General features: G+C 44.4%; 14 protein-coding genes, 1 tRNA gene and 1 pseudogene. 5 read left to right on the forward strand and 11 right to left on the reverse strand.

The genetic code is table 11. The annotated features are described in order from the left end of the window. Nucleotides 1-199 precede the first annotated feature (199 nt). The 3 genes from fdxA to PYW33_RS08910 all read left to right on the forward strand — a co-directional run bounded on the left by fdxA (nt 200) and on the right by PYW33_RS08910 (nt 2,178). Nucleotides 200-523 (forward strand): ferredoxin FdxA, encoded by a 324-nt coding sequence (gene fdxA / locus PYW33_RS08900; protein WP_004279936.1) that lies wholly within the window; start codon nt 200-202, stop codon nt 521-523. Between the two features lie 137 nt (nt 524-660). Continuing rightward, nucleotides 661-1,380, forward strand: a complete 720-nt coding sequence (locus PYW33_RS08905; protein WP_004279938.1) for a D-Ala-D-Ala carboxypeptidase family metallohydrolase — start codon at nt 661-663, stop codon at nt 1,378-1,380. Between the two features lie 132 nt (nt 1,381-1,512). Beyond that, nucleotides 1,513-2,178, forward strand: a complete 666-nt coding sequence (locus PYW33_RS08910) for an O-methyltransferase (RefSeq protein ID WP_004646686.1) — start codon at nt 1,513-1,515, stop codon at nt 2,176-2,178. Between the two features lie 168 nt (nt 2,179-2,346). Here the strand turns inward: PYW33_RS08910 and PYW33_RS08915 are convergent, their stop codons facing one another. From PYW33_RS08915 to PYW33_RS08965, 11 genes and pseudogenes are all read right to left on the reverse strand, one after another. Beyond that, complete coding sequence (locus PYW33_RS08915) at nt 2,347-3,189, reverse strand: universal stress protein (protein WP_004279943.1); 843 nt, start codon at nt 3,187-3,189, stop codon at nt 2,347-2,349. Nucleotides 3,190-3,382: 193 nt separating this feature from the next. Next, on the reverse strand, nt 3,383-4,000 hold the full coding sequence (locus PYW33_RS08920) for a DapH/DapD/GlmU-related protein (protein ID WP_004279945.1): 618 nt from the start codon (nt 3,998-4,000) through the stop codon (nt 3,383-3,385). Then, nucleotides 3,993-4,592, reverse strand: a complete 600-nt coding sequence (locus PYW33_RS08925) for an IMPACT family protein (RefSeq protein WP_004646684.1) — start codon at nt 4,590-4,592, stop codon at nt 3,993-3,995. Before PYW33_RS08925 ends, PYW33_RS08920 begins: the two co-directional genes overlap by 8 nt. A 119-nt stretch (nt 4,593-4,711) precedes the next feature. Continuing rightward, a complete protein-coding gene (locus tag PYW33_RS08930; protein WP_004646683.1) occupies nt 4,712-5,899 on the reverse strand; it encodes a beta-barrel domain-containing protein in 1,188 nt (395 codons plus the stop codon). Then, complete coding sequence (locus PYW33_RS08935) at nt 5,896-8,037, reverse strand: type I secretion system permease/ATPase (protein WP_004646682.1); 2,142 nt, start codon at nt 8,035-8,037, stop codon at nt 5,896-5,898. Before PYW33_RS08935 ends, PYW33_RS08930 begins: the two co-directional genes overlap by 4 nt. After that, nucleotides 8,034-9,499: pseudogene (locus PYW33_RS08940) on the reverse strand (TolC family outer membrane protein). The gene PYW33_RS08935 and the pseudogene PYW33_RS08940 overlap by 4 nt, the downstream one beginning before the upstream one ends. A 219-nt stretch (nt 9,500-9,718) precedes the next feature. Further along, nucleotides 9,719-10,462 (reverse strand): LPS export ABC transporter ATP-binding protein, encoded by a 744-nt coding sequence (gene lptB, locus PYW33_RS08945; protein WP_004646680.1) that lies wholly within the window; start codon nt 10,460-10,462, stop codon nt 9,719-9,721. Next, nucleotides 10,462-11,028 (reverse strand): lipopolysaccharide transport periplasmic protein LptA, encoded by a 567-nt coding sequence (gene lptA / locus PYW33_RS08950; RefSeq protein ID WP_004646679.1) that lies wholly within the window; start codon nt 11,026-11,028, stop codon nt 10,462-10,464. The genes lptB and lptA overlap by 1 nt, the downstream gene beginning before the upstream one ends. Next, entirely contained in the window at nt 11,012-11,560 is a 549-nt protein-coding gene (gene lptC, locus PYW33_RS08955; protein WP_004646678.1) for an LPS export ABC transporter periplasmic protein LptC, read from the reverse strand. The genes lptA and lptC overlap by 17 nt, the downstream gene beginning before the upstream one ends. Before the next feature lie 33 nt (nt 11,561-11,593). Then, a complete protein-coding gene (locus PYW33_RS08960) occupies nt 11,594-12,133 on the reverse strand; it encodes a KdsC family phosphatase (protein ID WP_004279958.1) in 540 nt (179 codons plus the stop codon). Nucleotides 12,134-12,136: 3 nt separating this feature from the next. Next, complete coding sequence (locus PYW33_RS08965) at nt 12,137-13,180, reverse strand: KpsF/GutQ family sugar-phosphate isomerase (protein ID WP_004646677.1); 1,044 nt, start codon at nt 13,178-13,180, stop codon at nt 12,137-12,139. A gap of 432 nt (nt 13,181-13,612) precedes the next feature. Here PYW33_RS08965 and cysS point away from each other — a divergent pair, with 432 nt between their 5' ends. Further along, on the forward strand, nt 13,613-15,034 hold the full coding sequence (gene cysS, locus PYW33_RS08970) for a cysteine--tRNA ligase (protein ID WP_004646676.1): 1,422 nt from the start codon (nt 13,613-13,615) through the stop codon (nt 15,032-15,034). A gap of 62 nt (nt 15,035-15,096) precedes the next feature. Then, nucleotides 15,097-15,172, forward strand: a tRNA-Gly gene (locus PYW33_RS08975). Nucleotides 15,173-15,239: the final 67 nt, after the last annotated feature.

Below are 15,239 nucleotides of genomic sequence, written 5' to 3' on the forward strand. Positions count from 1 at the left end.
GGTCCTAGACCTCATCTGGCATAGGGTCGATGTCCTGAACATACCGATGAATGCTGTAATTCATCGGTATGCGACCTTTTTTCAAATTTAACAGCCCTATATATAACAAATATCAATAAAAGGAATTGTTAGTTCCCCCTGTTTTTGCCTAAAATACAGCATTCGTAATTAGAACCATATTTTTTAGGTAGCTGTCGCCATGACCTTCGTTGTCACTGAAAATTGTATTAAATGTAAATATCAAGACTGTGTTGAAGTTTGCCCTGTAGACTGTTTCTATGAAGGTCCTAACTTCCTTGTGATTAACCCGGACGAATGTATCGACTGTGCGTTATGCGAACCTGAATGCCCGGCAAATGCAATTTTCTCTGAAGACGAATTACCAGAGGGTCAAGAAGTCTTTATTGAACTGAATGCTGACCTGTCACAAAAATGGCCAAATATCACACAAATTGGTGACCAGCCAGCAGACCGTGAAGAATGGAATGGCAAAGCAGACAAATTACAATACCTTGAAAAGTAATTAGTTTAAACTTTAAAAGATCAGCAAATGCTGATCTTTTTTATACTCAACGCACACATTTCATTGCAATATTCTCCAAATTTCTCCCTATATTTAGTCTAAAATAGCGCTATTTTGTAAATATCTGATTTCTATAAATGAAGAACTTGTTAAAGGGATTATTGAGTCTTTGTATAATTCCTCTTGTTTTTGTGGGCTGTACCACGACCACAAAACAACCTGGACAGGCCACCACACCTGCTGGAAAACGGATTTACATTCCACAAGAACGTGTTCAATACGATCGTAAAGCCCACCCAAAAACTGTGCCTTATGTGTATACCCACTGGGTATCGGCACTGGATAATTTGTCACGCGTGCGTGAATATGAGGTTTTTCTGGAACGTCATGGGGTTGGCAATATCATTCCAAGTTTCGAATTGATGCGTACTGCACGTGATTGGGCCAAGTGTGGCCGTTCCCAATACATGATTCCAAGCCGTGAATTATGGGCCAATCAGATCCCAACTTTAAAAGTTTTTAAATATCTGGTTGCAGCCAATGTACTGACTGATTTTGAAGTCACATCAGTCTATCGTGACCTACCTTTAAACCAGTGTGCCGGTGGTGCCAATTCTTCACGCCATCTGTATAACTCTGCGATCGATTTCCGAATTGGGCCTGAATATCCGCAGGCACAAGATTATAGCTATATTGAAAATACCAAGTTCAAATTGTGTCAGTTCTGGGTACAGCATGGTCAAAGTCTGAATATGGGACTTGGCATGTATGCTTCAGGTCAAATCCACATCGATACCCAAGGTTATCGTACGTGGGGACCGAGTTTAGGCCGTAATTCCTCGATGTGTAATTACTAAGTCATGACAACCACTCTACAAAGTTCATGCAGGACTTTGTAGAGCCTAAAAAATCATCACCTATAGAACAATAAATTGCGCTCTGCCGCGAAAAGTTTAAAATGCACGCATCGCAATCGAGGTGCTAAGACTATGCAACAAATGTGGACAGACATTGATCACTATATTGATTCACATTTAATTCCTGAAGACCCTATTCTGAATCAAACTCTTGAGAATACCGCAGCGCACGGTTTTCCTGATCATCTGGCTGTGGCACCGAACCAAGGCATGTTGTTGCAGATGCTAATCCAGATGAACCAATGTAAACGTATACTGGAACTCGGCACATTTGCAGCATATAGCACCATGTGGCTGGCACGTGCTTTGCCGGATGATGGCTATATCCTGACCATTGAAGGACGTGATACCCATGCAGCGATGGGTCAGGAAAATATTGATCGCGCGCAGCTTAAACAGACCGTCGAACTGAAATGCGGCCGTGCAGCAGATGTGCTTAAAGCCCTGCCTGAAGATACGGAAGCTTTCGATTTCATCTTTATTGATGCAGACAAACAGAGTTATCCGGAATATCTGGAACTCAGTTTAAACCTGTCCCACTCAGGTACGCTTATTTTTCTAGACAATGTGATTCGTGCTGGCGAGATCATTAATCCGGACAATAATAAACCAAGTATTGAAGGCATTCGTGACATGTTTAAAGCGCTTCAAAATCATCCACGTATCTTGTCATGCACTGCTTTACAAACGGTTGGCAGCAAAGGACATGATGGTTTTGCACTCGCGATTGTGAAATAAAACAAGAAGAACAAAAATCACCCAATGACATATTTATTATAAATAACATTAACTTATAAATATTAACCACAGAGTTATCCACAATATATGAGGATAACTCTGGTCATTTTTAAATCAAGCTGTAACAATTTACGATTAGACTTCGCGCTTGGCTATTTTATGCAATCCTTACTTCGCAACCAGTAAAGGTACTTTGGAATTCCGGAAAATCGTGGTCGCAATACTGCCCAAAAAGAACTGGTGAATTTTACTGTGACTAAATGCACCCAACACGATCAGTTGAATCCCGAGTTCCTGTTGATAGGTCAAAATATTTTCTGCGACATCGCCATAGCGGTATTGTGGCACCACATCTAAACCGGCCTGATTTAAATATTGCAAAGGTTCATTTAGAATTTCAGCATGATCACCGATATATAACAGATGACATTGCAATAAGCGCAGCAGATCACTTTCCGCAATCCGTTTCATCATCTTGATACAGGTCGGTGAATATTCATAGGCGAAAATAAATCGTGTCGGCGGCTTAAACTGTTCTCCGACAGTCATCACGGTACAATTGGCCCCACGAATAAAATTTTCGACATTGGTGCCGATCGGTTTGTTTTTTTCAGCGGAGCGTTCACCGAGTAATCCAATTACTGCGATATCATCAGGCTGCAGGATCTGGAAGCTTTGTTCCAGAAAATCACCTTTTTCCTGAATATGTGTGGTTTGAATACCATGTTCTGCCAGAATCCGCTCGGAAATGTGTTGCAGCAGGTTATTGCTATAATCCAGCGCAATTTCACTTTGTTTTTGTTCAAGCTCAGCCAACTCTTTGAGTAACATGGCATTGCTTTCAAAGCCAATAACCCCACTGATTTCCCCCAGATGATAACTGGCCGGGTAATAATCCAAAACCTGTAACAGGACCAGTTCACGGCCAGTCTGTTTGGCAATCCATGCCGCCGCGTCAGCCAGCGCGTTTATACATGGTGATGAGTCGATGCAGGCGATGACACGTTTCATGTTTAGCCTCTCTTCTATTTATGATAAAAATTTCTTAGTTATTTTTAACTTAGCATAAGCATTCAAAAATGTGCAGCGAAATCTGTAAGGCTTGACTTGAAATATGTTAACTTTTATGTGAACAAATATAGATCAATATATCGAACCATCTGCTGAGTCAGGCTGTTGCATCAAGCACTTGACTTCCAAAAGCTTATTCACGATAGCGAATGAATTGGGCCGGATTACCGGCGACAATCGCACGCTTCTCGACATCCTTGGTCACCATACTGTTCATTCCCACCACGGCCTGATCTGCGATTTTAATTCCGTCCTTGATACCGACATGCGCACCGAGCCACACATCCCGACCAATCTCGATGCCTTGCGAACGTACTGGCTGCTGATAAATCGGCTGCTCCAAATCCATGCCATGATCAAAGGCATAAAGATGACAATAAGCGGCGATGCGCACCTGATCATGCAGTTTAATCCCCACCCGGCCACCATCCAGAATACAGTGATGATTGATCGCCACTTCATTACCGATCTCTAGGGGGCCATGTAAGGTGCAATCTGCAGCAATAAAGCTATTATCACCAATAATGATTTTGCGTCCCGGCTCCGCGAAAATATGTGCAAGAGGTGAAATAAAACAGTTTTCACCAATCTCGACGGTTTCCATTTCCATCAAGTAAGCCTGATAGTCCTTTTGCCACGCTTCTGCCCAACCGCGATTTTTTGGCTTTAAAGACCAGTACAGCCAAGGCATGTAATTCAGGCGATGTTTATGCTGCTCACGATATTTCAGTAATGGATCTACGTCAGTCATCTGTCGCTTCTTCTATGATTTTGAGCTGTTCACGGCCGCGGGTCACATCTTGAATTTTTAAGGCAAAAGGTTGAATTTGATGTAACTGAAATAAGGCGCTGATCTGCACCCCTTCGGCTGTATATTCTTCCTGATAATCGATTTGCTGCTGATTCAATTCATATTGAAAGATGGCCCATTCATTGAATTGACAGGAAAATTGCACCTTCTTCTTTTCAATCAGTTCAATTTTTTCTGCCAACAACAAACATTGTCCAGCGCAACCGCCATAGGCACGTACCAAGCCCCCTGTTCCCAGCTTGATCCCGCCATACCAGCGATTGACCAGTACCAGCACATTGGTCAGCTCATTGCCTTCAATGGTCGCCAGAATCGGGCGTCCCGCTGTGCCTGAAGGTTCACCATCATCATTAAAGCGTACCTGATGGCCAATTTTCCAGGCCCAGCATTGATGCGTGGTGCTTGGATCACGATAAGTTTCCAGAAAATCTTTGACGTCCTGCTCATTCTCAACAGGGGTGGCAAAGGCCTGAAAGCGGCTTTTTTTGATGTCTTCCTCAAAACTGACCAGGCTGGCAATGGTAAATGGCATAACTTCAGGCTTTAAACTCTCACTGCTGCAGTATACCCGCTTTGCACAGACAAATAAAAAGCCTCTCCACGGAGAGGCCTGATTTTGATCGATTGTTTTACTCAATTGCTTGGCAAATATTACCGTTCACGCAAGGCTTCTTTGGCTTTATTAAATGGCTTGATCAGATAATCCATCACGGTTTTTGAACCAGTACGAATATCCACGGTGGCCACCATCCCTGGAGTAATATTGAACTCCTGCCCGGCATTATTGCTGAGCTTGTCGCTATCGGTACGGATATACACCCGATAATAAAATTGATCCTGCTTGACTTCATCACGCAAGGTATCCGGTGAAATCATCGCAACTTTACCATTCAACCCACCATAGATCGAATAATCATAAGCTGTAATTTTAACCAATGCTTCCTGATCAGGGCGAATAAAGGCAATATCACGCGGCGAGATTCGTGCTTCAACCAGTAATTTTTCATCCAGTGGCACGATGGTCATCAACTTGCCATTTTGTGGAATCACGCCGCCCAGCGTCATCACATCAATCTCTTTGACGACACCGCGAACCGGTGATTTAAAAACAGTTCGGCTCAAAGTATCCGACTTGCCACGTACCACCTGTTGCTGGGTTTCTACATCAGTATTGGCTTTGGACAATTCTTCCCGCGCATTCACATAATATTGATTACGGATATCATTCATCTGATTACGCAGGTCATTGGCTTCACGTTTTAGACGCAACACTTCAACCTCACTGGCTGCCCCTTTGGCGACCAATGGCGCGGTCATTTCCAGTTCTTGCTGCACCAGTAACAAAGCCTGTTCCAGGCCTGCAACAGATTCTTGCAAATTGGCTCGACGCGACTGATACAGGGCCGTTTCTTCTTTAACCAATTTGGGGTATTTCAACACTTCTTCAGGAAAGACCAACGGTGCGCCGGTGACTTCCGCACGTAAACGGGCTGAAGTGGCACGTGATGAAACCAGCAAGGATTCTGATTCACCGACATTGGATTCAAAGCGGGTTGGATCAAGCTGGGCCAATACTTGCCCACGCTCGACAATTTCACCTTCTTTGACGTTGAGTGTGGTCAGAATATCGCCATCCAGAGACTGAATCACCTGCTCTTTGGATGATGGAATTATTTTCCCGGTCCCGGTAGACACTTCTTCCAATTTGAATAACCATGCCCAGCTCAGCAATACCAATAGGCCAATGCCAATAATCCAGATGATGACACTTGATTTGGGTAAGGGTGGTTCCTGAAAGCTGACCTTGCTGGAACGTTTTAGTTGTTGTAGTTCACTCATGCACTTGCTCCCACAACCCGCTTATTACCACCTTGCGACTGATTCAGGATCTGATCCCTTGGTCCATCCATCAGAATCCTGCCATCATTGACCACCAGAATACGATCCACTAGTTCCAATACCGCACGGCGATGAGTTGCAACGATCATCGTACGATGGGTTAAATAGCCTTTAAGATAATCAATCAACTGCTTTTCTGATACATCATCAATGGCGGCAGTCGGTTCATCCAGCAGTAAAATTTTTGGTTGACGGATCAATAGCCGCGCCAATAACAAGGCTTGACGCTGCCCACCAGAAAAGCCGGCACCGCCTTCCAAAATGATATGATCCAGCCCTTCTTTTTTCTCCTGTACAAATCCCAGTGCACCGGTAATCTGTAAGGCTTCCAGAATTTGCTGATCGGTGGCCAAGGGTGCACCCAAAGTCAGGTTTTCACGAATTGAACCATAAAATAACTGTGAGTTCTGATTCAGCAAGCCCATATCACGACGTACATCTGACGGATCAATCAGGGTCAGATCAATACCATCCAGCTTGACCTTGCCCTGTAGCGGTGTCTGCATCCCAGACAAGAGCTGCAACAAGGTCGACTTTCCTGCACCATTACGGCCCAGAATCGCAATTTTCTCCCCGGGCTTGATTTCCAGCTTGGGAATCATCAAACTCGGTTTCGGATCATCATCGCCATATTTAAACACCACACCGTTGAGCTCATAATGCCCATCCAGTGCCGGACGATGAATCAGGTGCGAATAGTCCGGCTGATCCACCGGTTTTTTCATCAATTCATCCAGACCGGATTTCGCTACTTTGGCCTGCTGCAAGCGACCCAGTACGCCCGTAATTTTTGAAATTGGTGCCAGCATGCGTGAAGATAGAATCGAACAGGCCACCAGTGCGCCTGTGGTCATGTCACCCTCCATCACCGCAAAAGCCCCGACCAAGACTACAATTGCAAAGGTCAGTCCCTGAATTTTTTGGGTCCAGGCGGTCATCAAGCCGACAATTTTACGTTGCTGCATGCTGACATCGGCTGACACTTCATTCATATGATTCCAATGATTCTGGAAACGTGTTTCAGCTCTTAACAGCTTGATGTCTTCAATACCTTGTACGGCTTCTACCAGCAAGGCATTGCGAATGGCAGATTCACGCATCCCCAACTGGGCCAGCTGTGCCAGTTTTTTCTGTGCCAGAATTCCCGGGAGAATCATGAGTGGTACCACCAGCAGCATAACCCAGAACAGATTTCCCCCAATGACCCAGAATATCCCTAAGAACAGGAAGAAAAATGGCAGATCGGCAATGGCCGTAACTGTGGTTGAAGTCACCAGTTCGCGGACGCCTTCCAGCTCGCGAATTTGTGAAATAAAGGTTCCTGTTGATTTGGAACGTTCGCTGTTTTTAATCCGTAATGAATGACCAAATACCCGGTCAGAAATTTTTAAATCCGCGCGTTTACCAATAATATCTGACAGATAGATCCGCGAGACACGTAAAACAAACTCGAAAATCGCGGCGATCAGCACCCCACCAGCCAACACCCATAACGTCGGAATAGACTGCGATGGAATGACACGGTCATAGACATTCATCGAGAAGACTATCGTGGCCAATGCCAAAATATTGGCAATTAAAGACGCAAACATCACATCGATATAACGCTTCCAGTCATTCAGGACAATTGACCAGAACCAGTTTTTCTCAAAGGGTTTGATATACTCATCCACCCGCGCATCTGGAACTGAAGATTCAGGACGCAGTACATAAAGATGCTTTACGCCAGTATCTAATTGTTCAACTGTAAAGCTTTGAGATAAACCTTCATCACCACTGAGCTGAATGCTGACATTGCCTTGCGTGTCGATGCGTTCGATCACCCCCACATCACCACTACCGAATTCAACCAGTAAAGGTAAACACCATGGATTCAGCAGGCTGCGCTCAAATTTATTTTTACGGACATTTAAACCCATCTGACGACTGACTATCTTGAGCATGTCATCGATGTCATGATGCTGGTTCCAGTCCAGTTGCAGGCGTATCCGCTCCTCAGAAGGCTCGATCCGGTAATGCCGGGCAATATTTAAAACTGCCTGAAGCCAAGGTTGATAATTTATTATTGTAGTACTCATGGCTGAACTTCAAACCCCTGAATAGAAATGCTGTTAAGCGCGTAAATATCCCGTGTACGGCCCGTGACCTGAATGTACTGTACGATCGCCGAGTAAATGTCATAGCGTGCCGATTCAATTTCCTGCGCGGTACTATGAATGACTTGCTCTGCATTCAGCAAATCCACTACGGTTCGGGTACCCAATTTATATTGTTCTTGATACAGCTCTTTGGTGCGTACCGTGGTTGCGCGGCGCTGGGATAAACCCCCCATTTGTTTTTGTTTATTTTCAATCTGCTCGCGGATCAAGCGCACCTGATCCTGCACATCCAGATAGACCGTATTGACCTGTGCGCGTGCAGCTTCTTCGGCATAGCTTGCGGCACGGGTCTGTGAACGCGTTGCACCACCCTGATACAAATTACTGCTGGCTTCAATCATGACTGAATTATAAAAGCCATCATCTTCATTATTATTTGGATTCCGTCCATTCATCGCCTGACTTAGACTACCTTTAACACTAATGGTCGGATAAGGGCTTAGCCGCGCCTGATCTTTTTGCAAACGGGCAATATTGACCCCGGCATGGGCCAGAATCATGTTCGGAATCTGGGTAAATTCCGGATCCTGATAAAGATCGGCCTGTGCCACAATACGATCAGGAATATCCCATTCAACAGTGGATACATCAAATCCTAGCAAGGTACGCAAGCGTTGTTGATATTGTCTGAGCTGGGTCTGCTGTACAATCAGATTCGATTGCGCTGCTTCCAGATTGGACTGGGCCTGAATCGGGTCGGCCTGACTGCTGATTCCGGCGCGGGCACGCAAATTGGCAATTTCTGCAATCCGTCCAATGCCCTGAATCTGCTGTTGGGCAATCTGGGTGATTTGCTGATAACGTTTGATATTCACTATTGCATCTGCTACTTCAAATGCAATCTGATCCAAACTAACCAGCACTCTTGCCTGTTCTTCTGCCAAGCGGGCTTCTTCCACACTGATATTGGTTTTAATTTTGCCAAAGTCATACAGCATCTGGGTGGCATTCAAAGAAACGATTTGTCGTCCACGTTCACCGGAAGTGAGATCCCCTGTCCCGATACCACCGGACACCTGCGGATAATAACCCGCTCTCGCTACATCAATATTCGCTGCCTGCGCAGATAATGTCGAAATACTCTGGGTGATTTCAGGACGTCGCTGCACTGCGCGGTGTACGGCTCCCACCAGATTCATTTTTTGTGGAATACCAGCTGTGATCGTAGGATTTAAAGTTGGCTGTCCTGACTGTGAACGAGTAATCTGTGGCAGCTCAGCTTCTTTTGATGTATCTAATGCATAATGACCCAGCGACGTGATATCAATGGTATGCGCGGATCGTGTGGTTTGGGTGCAATCAGCTGACCCAAGCCATTTTTGAGATTGGCAAAATAATGGGGTGAGCTTTCTGCATGCACCAAAGATACAGATAAAGGCAAAAGAAGAAGTATCAATCTCTTTCTTTTTTGATCTGTTTTCCCCTGATTTTTTTTAAAGTGTTCTTCCCTAAATCGCATAATTATGTAATGTTTCTTGTTTTAGTCTAACAATATATCAAACCCCTTTAAAAGAAATCTTTTTCACTTTGATTTGATCAAAAAAAACCCTGCATCCGACAACTGGCGTCTGATGCAGGATTTTATATAAAGCAGGATTATTTAAACAGTGAAATCATCACCCAGATAAACTTTTCTTACGGTCTCATTCGCCAGGATTTCTTCTGGTGTACCTTCAGCAAGCAATGCGCCTTCACTAACAATATAAGCATGCTCACAAATCGCCAGCGTTTCACGCACGTTATGATCGGTAATCAGTACACCAATTCCGCGATTTTTCAAGGTCGTAATAATATCCTTAATATCTCCAACCGAAATCGGATCGACACCAGCAAAAGGCTCATCGAGTAGCATAAATTTTGGGTCCGCAGCAAGTGCACGCGCAATCTCGGCACGACGTCGCTCCCCACCGGATACACTCATGCCCAAAGAATCTTTAATATGAGTGATTTTAAAGTCTGCCAATAGCTCCGCCAGACGTTGCTGACGTTGTGCTTTGGTCATATCTTTACGGGTTTCCAGAATCGCCATAATATTTTCGGAAATTGTCAGTTTTCGGAAAATCGAAGCTTCCTGCGGCAAATAACCAATTCCCTTACGTGCCCGTTCATGCATTGCGAGGTCGGAAAGATCTAGATCATCGAGATAGATTTCCCCCTTATCCATCCGCACCAGACCGACCACCATATAGAAACTGGTGGTTTTACCGGCGCCATTTGGTCCCAGCAACCCAACAATCTGGCCACTTTCCATGCTGAACGACACATCTTTCACTACCCAGCGTTTATTATAGTTTTTCGCCAGATGCTTAATGGTTAAGGTTTGAACCTGCTGCGATTGCTCCATTAATCACGCGCTCCCGGGAAGGATGTTGAACTAGAGGGTGGAATCACGATTTGTACACGGCCAGACGATGAACCGGTTTTATTTGGTGTTCCGGTAGCTTCGATATCGCCTTTGTTCATGCTGTATTTTAAAGTCGCACCACGAATACTGGCACCGTCCTGTTGCAGGAAGGCATTACCTGACAAGGTAATAATCCCGGTTTCAGCATTGTAGACAATTTTCTGCGCCTGACCTTTGGCAAGACCTTTGGCCGGATCCACTTTTTGCTGGAACTGTGCCGGGCTGCCTGTCGCTGTAATCAGGCTGATCTGACGCTTATTGTTCAGATTGGCCACAATCGAATTGGCTTGCAGCTTCATGGTGCCCTGTTCAATGATAACGTTGCCCGAATACGTCGTCACACCCGTCCGCTCATTGAAAGTCGCCCGGTCAGCCAGCAAAGTGATTGGCTGGTTACGGTCAGATGGCAGTGCAAAAGCAGCGATTGAACCGAGTCCAACCACAGTCGCCAGCGTCATACGCTTCAGGAAAGTGTGCATCATTTTGGCTTTAGGAGTTTGGTTCATACTTTCCTCGAATATTAAAGAATTCGTATTGACCATCATTAAGATTGGCTTTAAGACCCTGGCTGACGAATTCAGCCTGTGGAGATTCCACAATCACTGTCTTGTCTGTTTCAATTTCACGTGTTTTCGGAAAAGCAGTCAGTTCTTCAGTACGAAACTGCATTTTTCCATTTTGCATGATTTTGGTGGCGAGCACTTCTTGAGAGAGTACAACTTTTGTATTGTCATCATAACCATGCGCCATTTTGGCAAAGAAAGTCGCATCGACTTTACCATTGTCATAGGTCGATGCTCGCAGATTTTCCAGCTTTGAGGTTTCTAGCTGCAGGTTCTGCTCGAGTCGGTCCACTTGGGCACGAACCGACACCTGGCCTGCTTCATCCGTCTGGGTTAAGTTAATATTTTGAGCGGAATAGGTCATGCTGCGCGCAGAGTCTGCCTGCAGCTTGTTGCCCTTGCCGCTGTAATAGTAATAACCACCACTTATTGCGGCAATAATCACAGCCGTAATATATAAAACTTTAGTATCCATAAGCGGTGTACTTAATCCAAAAGATATGACTTATTAATAAGGCGCACGAGTATATTTTTCAAGTAACTCTTGGTACATGCCTTTGGACATTAACAACATATCGCAGATTTCACGCACCGCACCACGTCCACCCTGTGCCTGAGTCACGAGATCGGCACGGCGGCGAACTTCGACATGACCATTAGGTACGGTCACTTTCATGCCGGCAATGGCGAACGCAGACAGATCAGGCCAGTCATCGCCCATATACAGGCAATCTTCAGGATCAATGTTGAGCTGCGCACAGGCTTCACGAAGTGCTGTACCTTTATCTTCACGGCCCTGATAGACCAGATCAACACCCAGATCCGACATACGCTTTTCTACAATATTGCTTTTACGTCCGGTGATAATAATCACCTTGATCCCTGCTTGCTGAACCAGTTTCATGCCCAGACCATCACGAATATCAAAGGATTTGATCTCATCGCCAGTATTGGTCAGCGTTACAAAGCCATCACTTAAAATACCATCTACATCAAGCACCAGTGCTGCAATATGACGTGCCTGCTCTAATAATACATAAGATGCCATTTATTAATTTACCCCAGCCTGAATCAGGTCATGCATACTAATCACACCAATGACTTTATTGGCATCATCAACAACTACAAATTGATTAATTTTATGCTCATTCATACGTTCCAGTGCCACCACTGCACGTGCTTCCTGAGAAATGGTCAACGGATTTTTGGTCATCACGTCCTGAATAGCCAGATTGACATCAAAACCTTGCTGCTTATCAATCAAGCGACGCAAGTCACCATCGGTAAAAATCCCCAGCAACACATCATTTTCATCGACGACTGTGGTTAAGCCCAAGCGCTTGTTAGAAATTTCGTACAATACTTTATTCATGGCGGTATCTGGCGAGACTTTAGGTAAATCAGTACCAGTACGCATCAGATGCTTCACGTGCAATAACAGACGTTTACCCAATGCACCTGCAGGATGTGAACGTGCAAAATCATCCGAAGTAAAGCCGCGAGCATCCAGTAAAGCCACCGCTAAAGCATCACCCAAAGCCAATGTTGCCGTCGTTGACGATGTCGGCGCTAAACCCAGTGGACAAGCCTCCTGAATATTACCTAGCGTCAAAGCCACATCAGCATTTTGTGGCATTGGACCACGATCATCACCACTGATGGTAATCAGCGGAATTTCCAGATGTTTGATGAGTGGCATCAGCATCATGATTTCATCACTCTTGCCCGAGTTTGAAATTGCAATCAGCACATCACCAGCCACCAGCATACCCAAGTCGCCATGACCAGCTTCACCTGGATGCATAAAGAATGAGGGAGTTCCGGTCGAAGCAAAGGTCGCCGCCATTTTACGGCCAATATGACCTGACTTGCCCATTCCGGTAATCACCAGACGGCCAGTACACTGTAGAATAATTTCACATGCCCGGCTAAAACGGTCATCAATCTGTGTTGCTAAAATCTGTAGTGCATTTTCTTCGATGCGCAGTGTTTCAAGTGCGACTTTCTGGAAATCTAGTTGATTCGCTGTTTTTTGTGGATTCAAAGCCTGTTTACCTACGCTAAGGACAGAGAAAAACTCTGGTTTGATGGGCATAATTTTCGCAATTTTAGCATAGCTATGCAATTGTAAGCTTTCTAAATGTAGAAGATTCGACGGATTTTTAATATATTCAGATTGTATTCAACTTGCGCAATCTGGTATCTCCGCCTCTACATTCACTCCATTTTTAAAACTGTAGAATGTGCTTATTTTTATTTTTTATTAGAATATCCTCACTCTCGTCTCAATGAATGGGATTCATACTAAATCATCCTCATTTCAATTTAACTCAATTACCCTGACGGATACTGTCTCTGAAAATGTAAGCTCAATATCGTCATTTTACTTCCTGAACCTCTTCTTTCTAAATCACTCTCATCGCCTAACTACCCTAAATAACTGAGGCTTTTTACGCTTTTATCTTTATGAATAATTATGCTTAGGTTAAGATGATTCATCCTTTTATTTGAAGTCTTTTGAACAGCTATGCAACCATTTGTTCTATATAACTCAGAGCAACGCAAAAAAGTAGAATTCGTACCTCGTGTTGAAGGTCAAATTGATCTGTATGTCTGTGGTATGACGGTTTATGACTACTGTCATATTGGACATGCACGTACAGTGGTTGCATTTGACTATATTATCCGTTTCCTGCGTAGCCAAGGCTGGAAAGTCAAATATGTGCGTAATATTACGGATATTGACGACAAAATTATTAAACGTGCCAATGAAAATGGCGAAAGTATCTCAGAGCTAACCAGCCGCTTTATTGATGCGATGAATGAGGATTTTGCCAAACTGGGCTGCCTTGCACCTGATGTAGCACCTAAAGCCACAGATTACATCGATCAGATGCAGGATATGATCAGCAACCTGGTCGACAAAGGTACGGCTTATCCATCCAATAATGGTGATGTCTACTTTGAGGTCGAGAAGTTTGCCAAATATGGTCGTCTTTCTGGCCGTAAACTGGAAGATATGCAAGCGGGTGCGTCTGAACGTGTCGATGTCGAAGTTGAAAAGAAACATCCATTTGACTTTGTACTGTGGAAACATGCCAAGGAAAATGAACCGTCATGGGCATCACCTTGGGGCAATGGCCGTCCAGGCTGGCATATTGAATGTTCCGCAATGTCGACCTGCTGCCTAGGCAATCATTTCGATATTCATGGCGGTGGTGCTGATTTAACCTTCCCGCATCATGAAAATGAAATTGCACAATCTGAAGCAGCAACTGGTGAACAGTATGTCAATTACTGGATGCATGCCGGATTTATTAATGTCGATGGCGAGAAAATGTCGAAGTCTTTAGGCAATTTCTTCACCATTCGCGACGTGATTGAAAAATTCCATCCGGAAGTGGTGCGTTACTTTATTGTCTCTTCCCATTATCGTAGCCCGGTGAATTACTCGGATGTTGCCTTAAAAGAAGCAAAAAATACCTTGTCTCGTTTCTACCATTCTTTTAAAACCTATCAGGCGGTTTATGGTGATCATCTGATTGAAACTCTGGATGAGGCTTTGGTTGAGCGTTTCAATGCCGCTATGCGTGATGATTTCAATACGCCTGAAGCGATTGCGGTATTGTTCGAAATCAATAAAGAGCTGAATCGTACCGTGAAAGAAGAAAATGCGGAACAGGCAGCGATCTACTACGCAACTTTACGTCACCTGACCAATATTCTCGGTCTGGTACAGCAAAATGTAGATGAGTTCCTCAAATCTGACATTGGTCAAGAAGCATTGGGACTATCGCCTGAACAAATTGAAGATTTGATTCAACAGCGTCAGGATGCCAAGAAATCCAAAGAATTCGCACGCGCAGACGAAATCCGTCAATCTTTACTTGATCAAGGTGTTGTTCTTGAGGATACCCGTCAAGGTACAGTTTGGCGCCGTGCTGATTAATTAATCAAACAGATTTATAGAGAGTTGACACTGCTGTGGAATTCTCTATAATTCACCTCATTGCGGGAATAGCTCAGTTGGTAGAGCATAACCTTGCCAAGGTTGGGGTCGGGAGTTCGAGTCTCCTTTCCCGCTCCAGAATACGAAAAACCCTTATCGAAAGATAAGGGTTTTTTATTGTGTTTGAAAAAAATTTATTAATAAA

This window comes from Acinetobacter lwoffii (assembly GCF_029024105.1).
In the GTDB taxonomy this organism is placed as follows: Bacteria; Pseudomonadota; Gammaproteobacteria; order Pseudomonadales; family Moraxellaceae; genus Acinetobacter; species Acinetobacter lwoffii.

Excerpts from the sequence above, each read along its gene's own strand:
- PYW33_RS08910 (WP_004646686.1), top strand. The coding sequence starts at position 1,513 with ATGCAACAAATGTGGACAGACATTGATCACTATATTGATTCACATTTA.
- lptB (WP_004646680.1), bottom strand. The coding sequence starts at position 10,462 with ATGGAGCAATCGCAGCAGGTTCAAACCTTAACCATTAAGCATCTGGCG.
- PYW33_RS08960 (WP_004279958.1), bottom strand. The coding sequence starts at position 12,133 with ATGGCATCTTATGTATTATTAGAGCAGGCACGTCATATTGCAGCACTG.
- PYW33_RS08925 (WP_004646684.1), bottom strand. The coding sequence starts at position 4,592 with ATGCCATTTACCATTGCCAGCCTGGTCAGTTTTGAGGAAGACATCAAA.
- PYW33_RS08930 (WP_004646683.1), bottom strand. The coding sequence starts at position 5,899 with ATGAGTGAACTACAACAACTAAAACGTTCCAGCAAGGTCAGCTTTCAG.
- PYW33_RS08920 (WP_004279945.1), bottom strand. The coding sequence starts at position 4,000 with ATGACTGACGTAGATCCATTACTGAAATATCGTGAGCAGCATAAACAT.
- cysS (WP_004646676.1), top strand. The coding sequence starts at position 13,613 with ATGCAACCATTTGTTCTATATAACTCAGAGCAACGCAAAAAAGTAGAA.
- PYW33_RS08905 (WP_004279938.1), top strand. The coding sequence starts at position 661 with ATGAAGAACTTGTTAAAGGGATTATTGAGTCTTTGTATAATTCCTCTT.
- PYW33_RS08965 (WP_004646677.1), bottom strand. The coding sequence starts at position 13,180 with ATGCCCATCAAACCAGAGTTTTTCTCTGTCCTTAGCGTAGGTAAACAG.
- lptC (WP_004646678.1), bottom strand. The coding sequence starts at position 11,560 with ATGGATACTAAAGTTTTATATATTACGGCTGTGATTATTGCCGCAATA.
- PYW33_RS08915 (WP_004279943.1), bottom strand. The coding sequence starts at position 3,189 with ATGAAACGTGTCATCGCCTGCATCGACTCATCACCATGTATAAACGCG.
- fdxA (WP_004279936.1), top strand. The coding sequence starts at position 200 with ATGACCTTCGTTGTCACTGAAAATTGTATTAAATGTAAATATCAAGAC.
- lptA (WP_004646679.1), bottom strand. The coding sequence starts at position 11,028 with ATGAACCAAACTCCTAAAGCCAAAATGATGCACACTTTCCTGAAGCGT.
- PYW33_RS08935 (WP_004646682.1), bottom strand. The coding sequence starts at position 8,037 with ATGAGTACTACAATAATAAATTATCAACCTTGGCTTCAGGCAGTTTTA.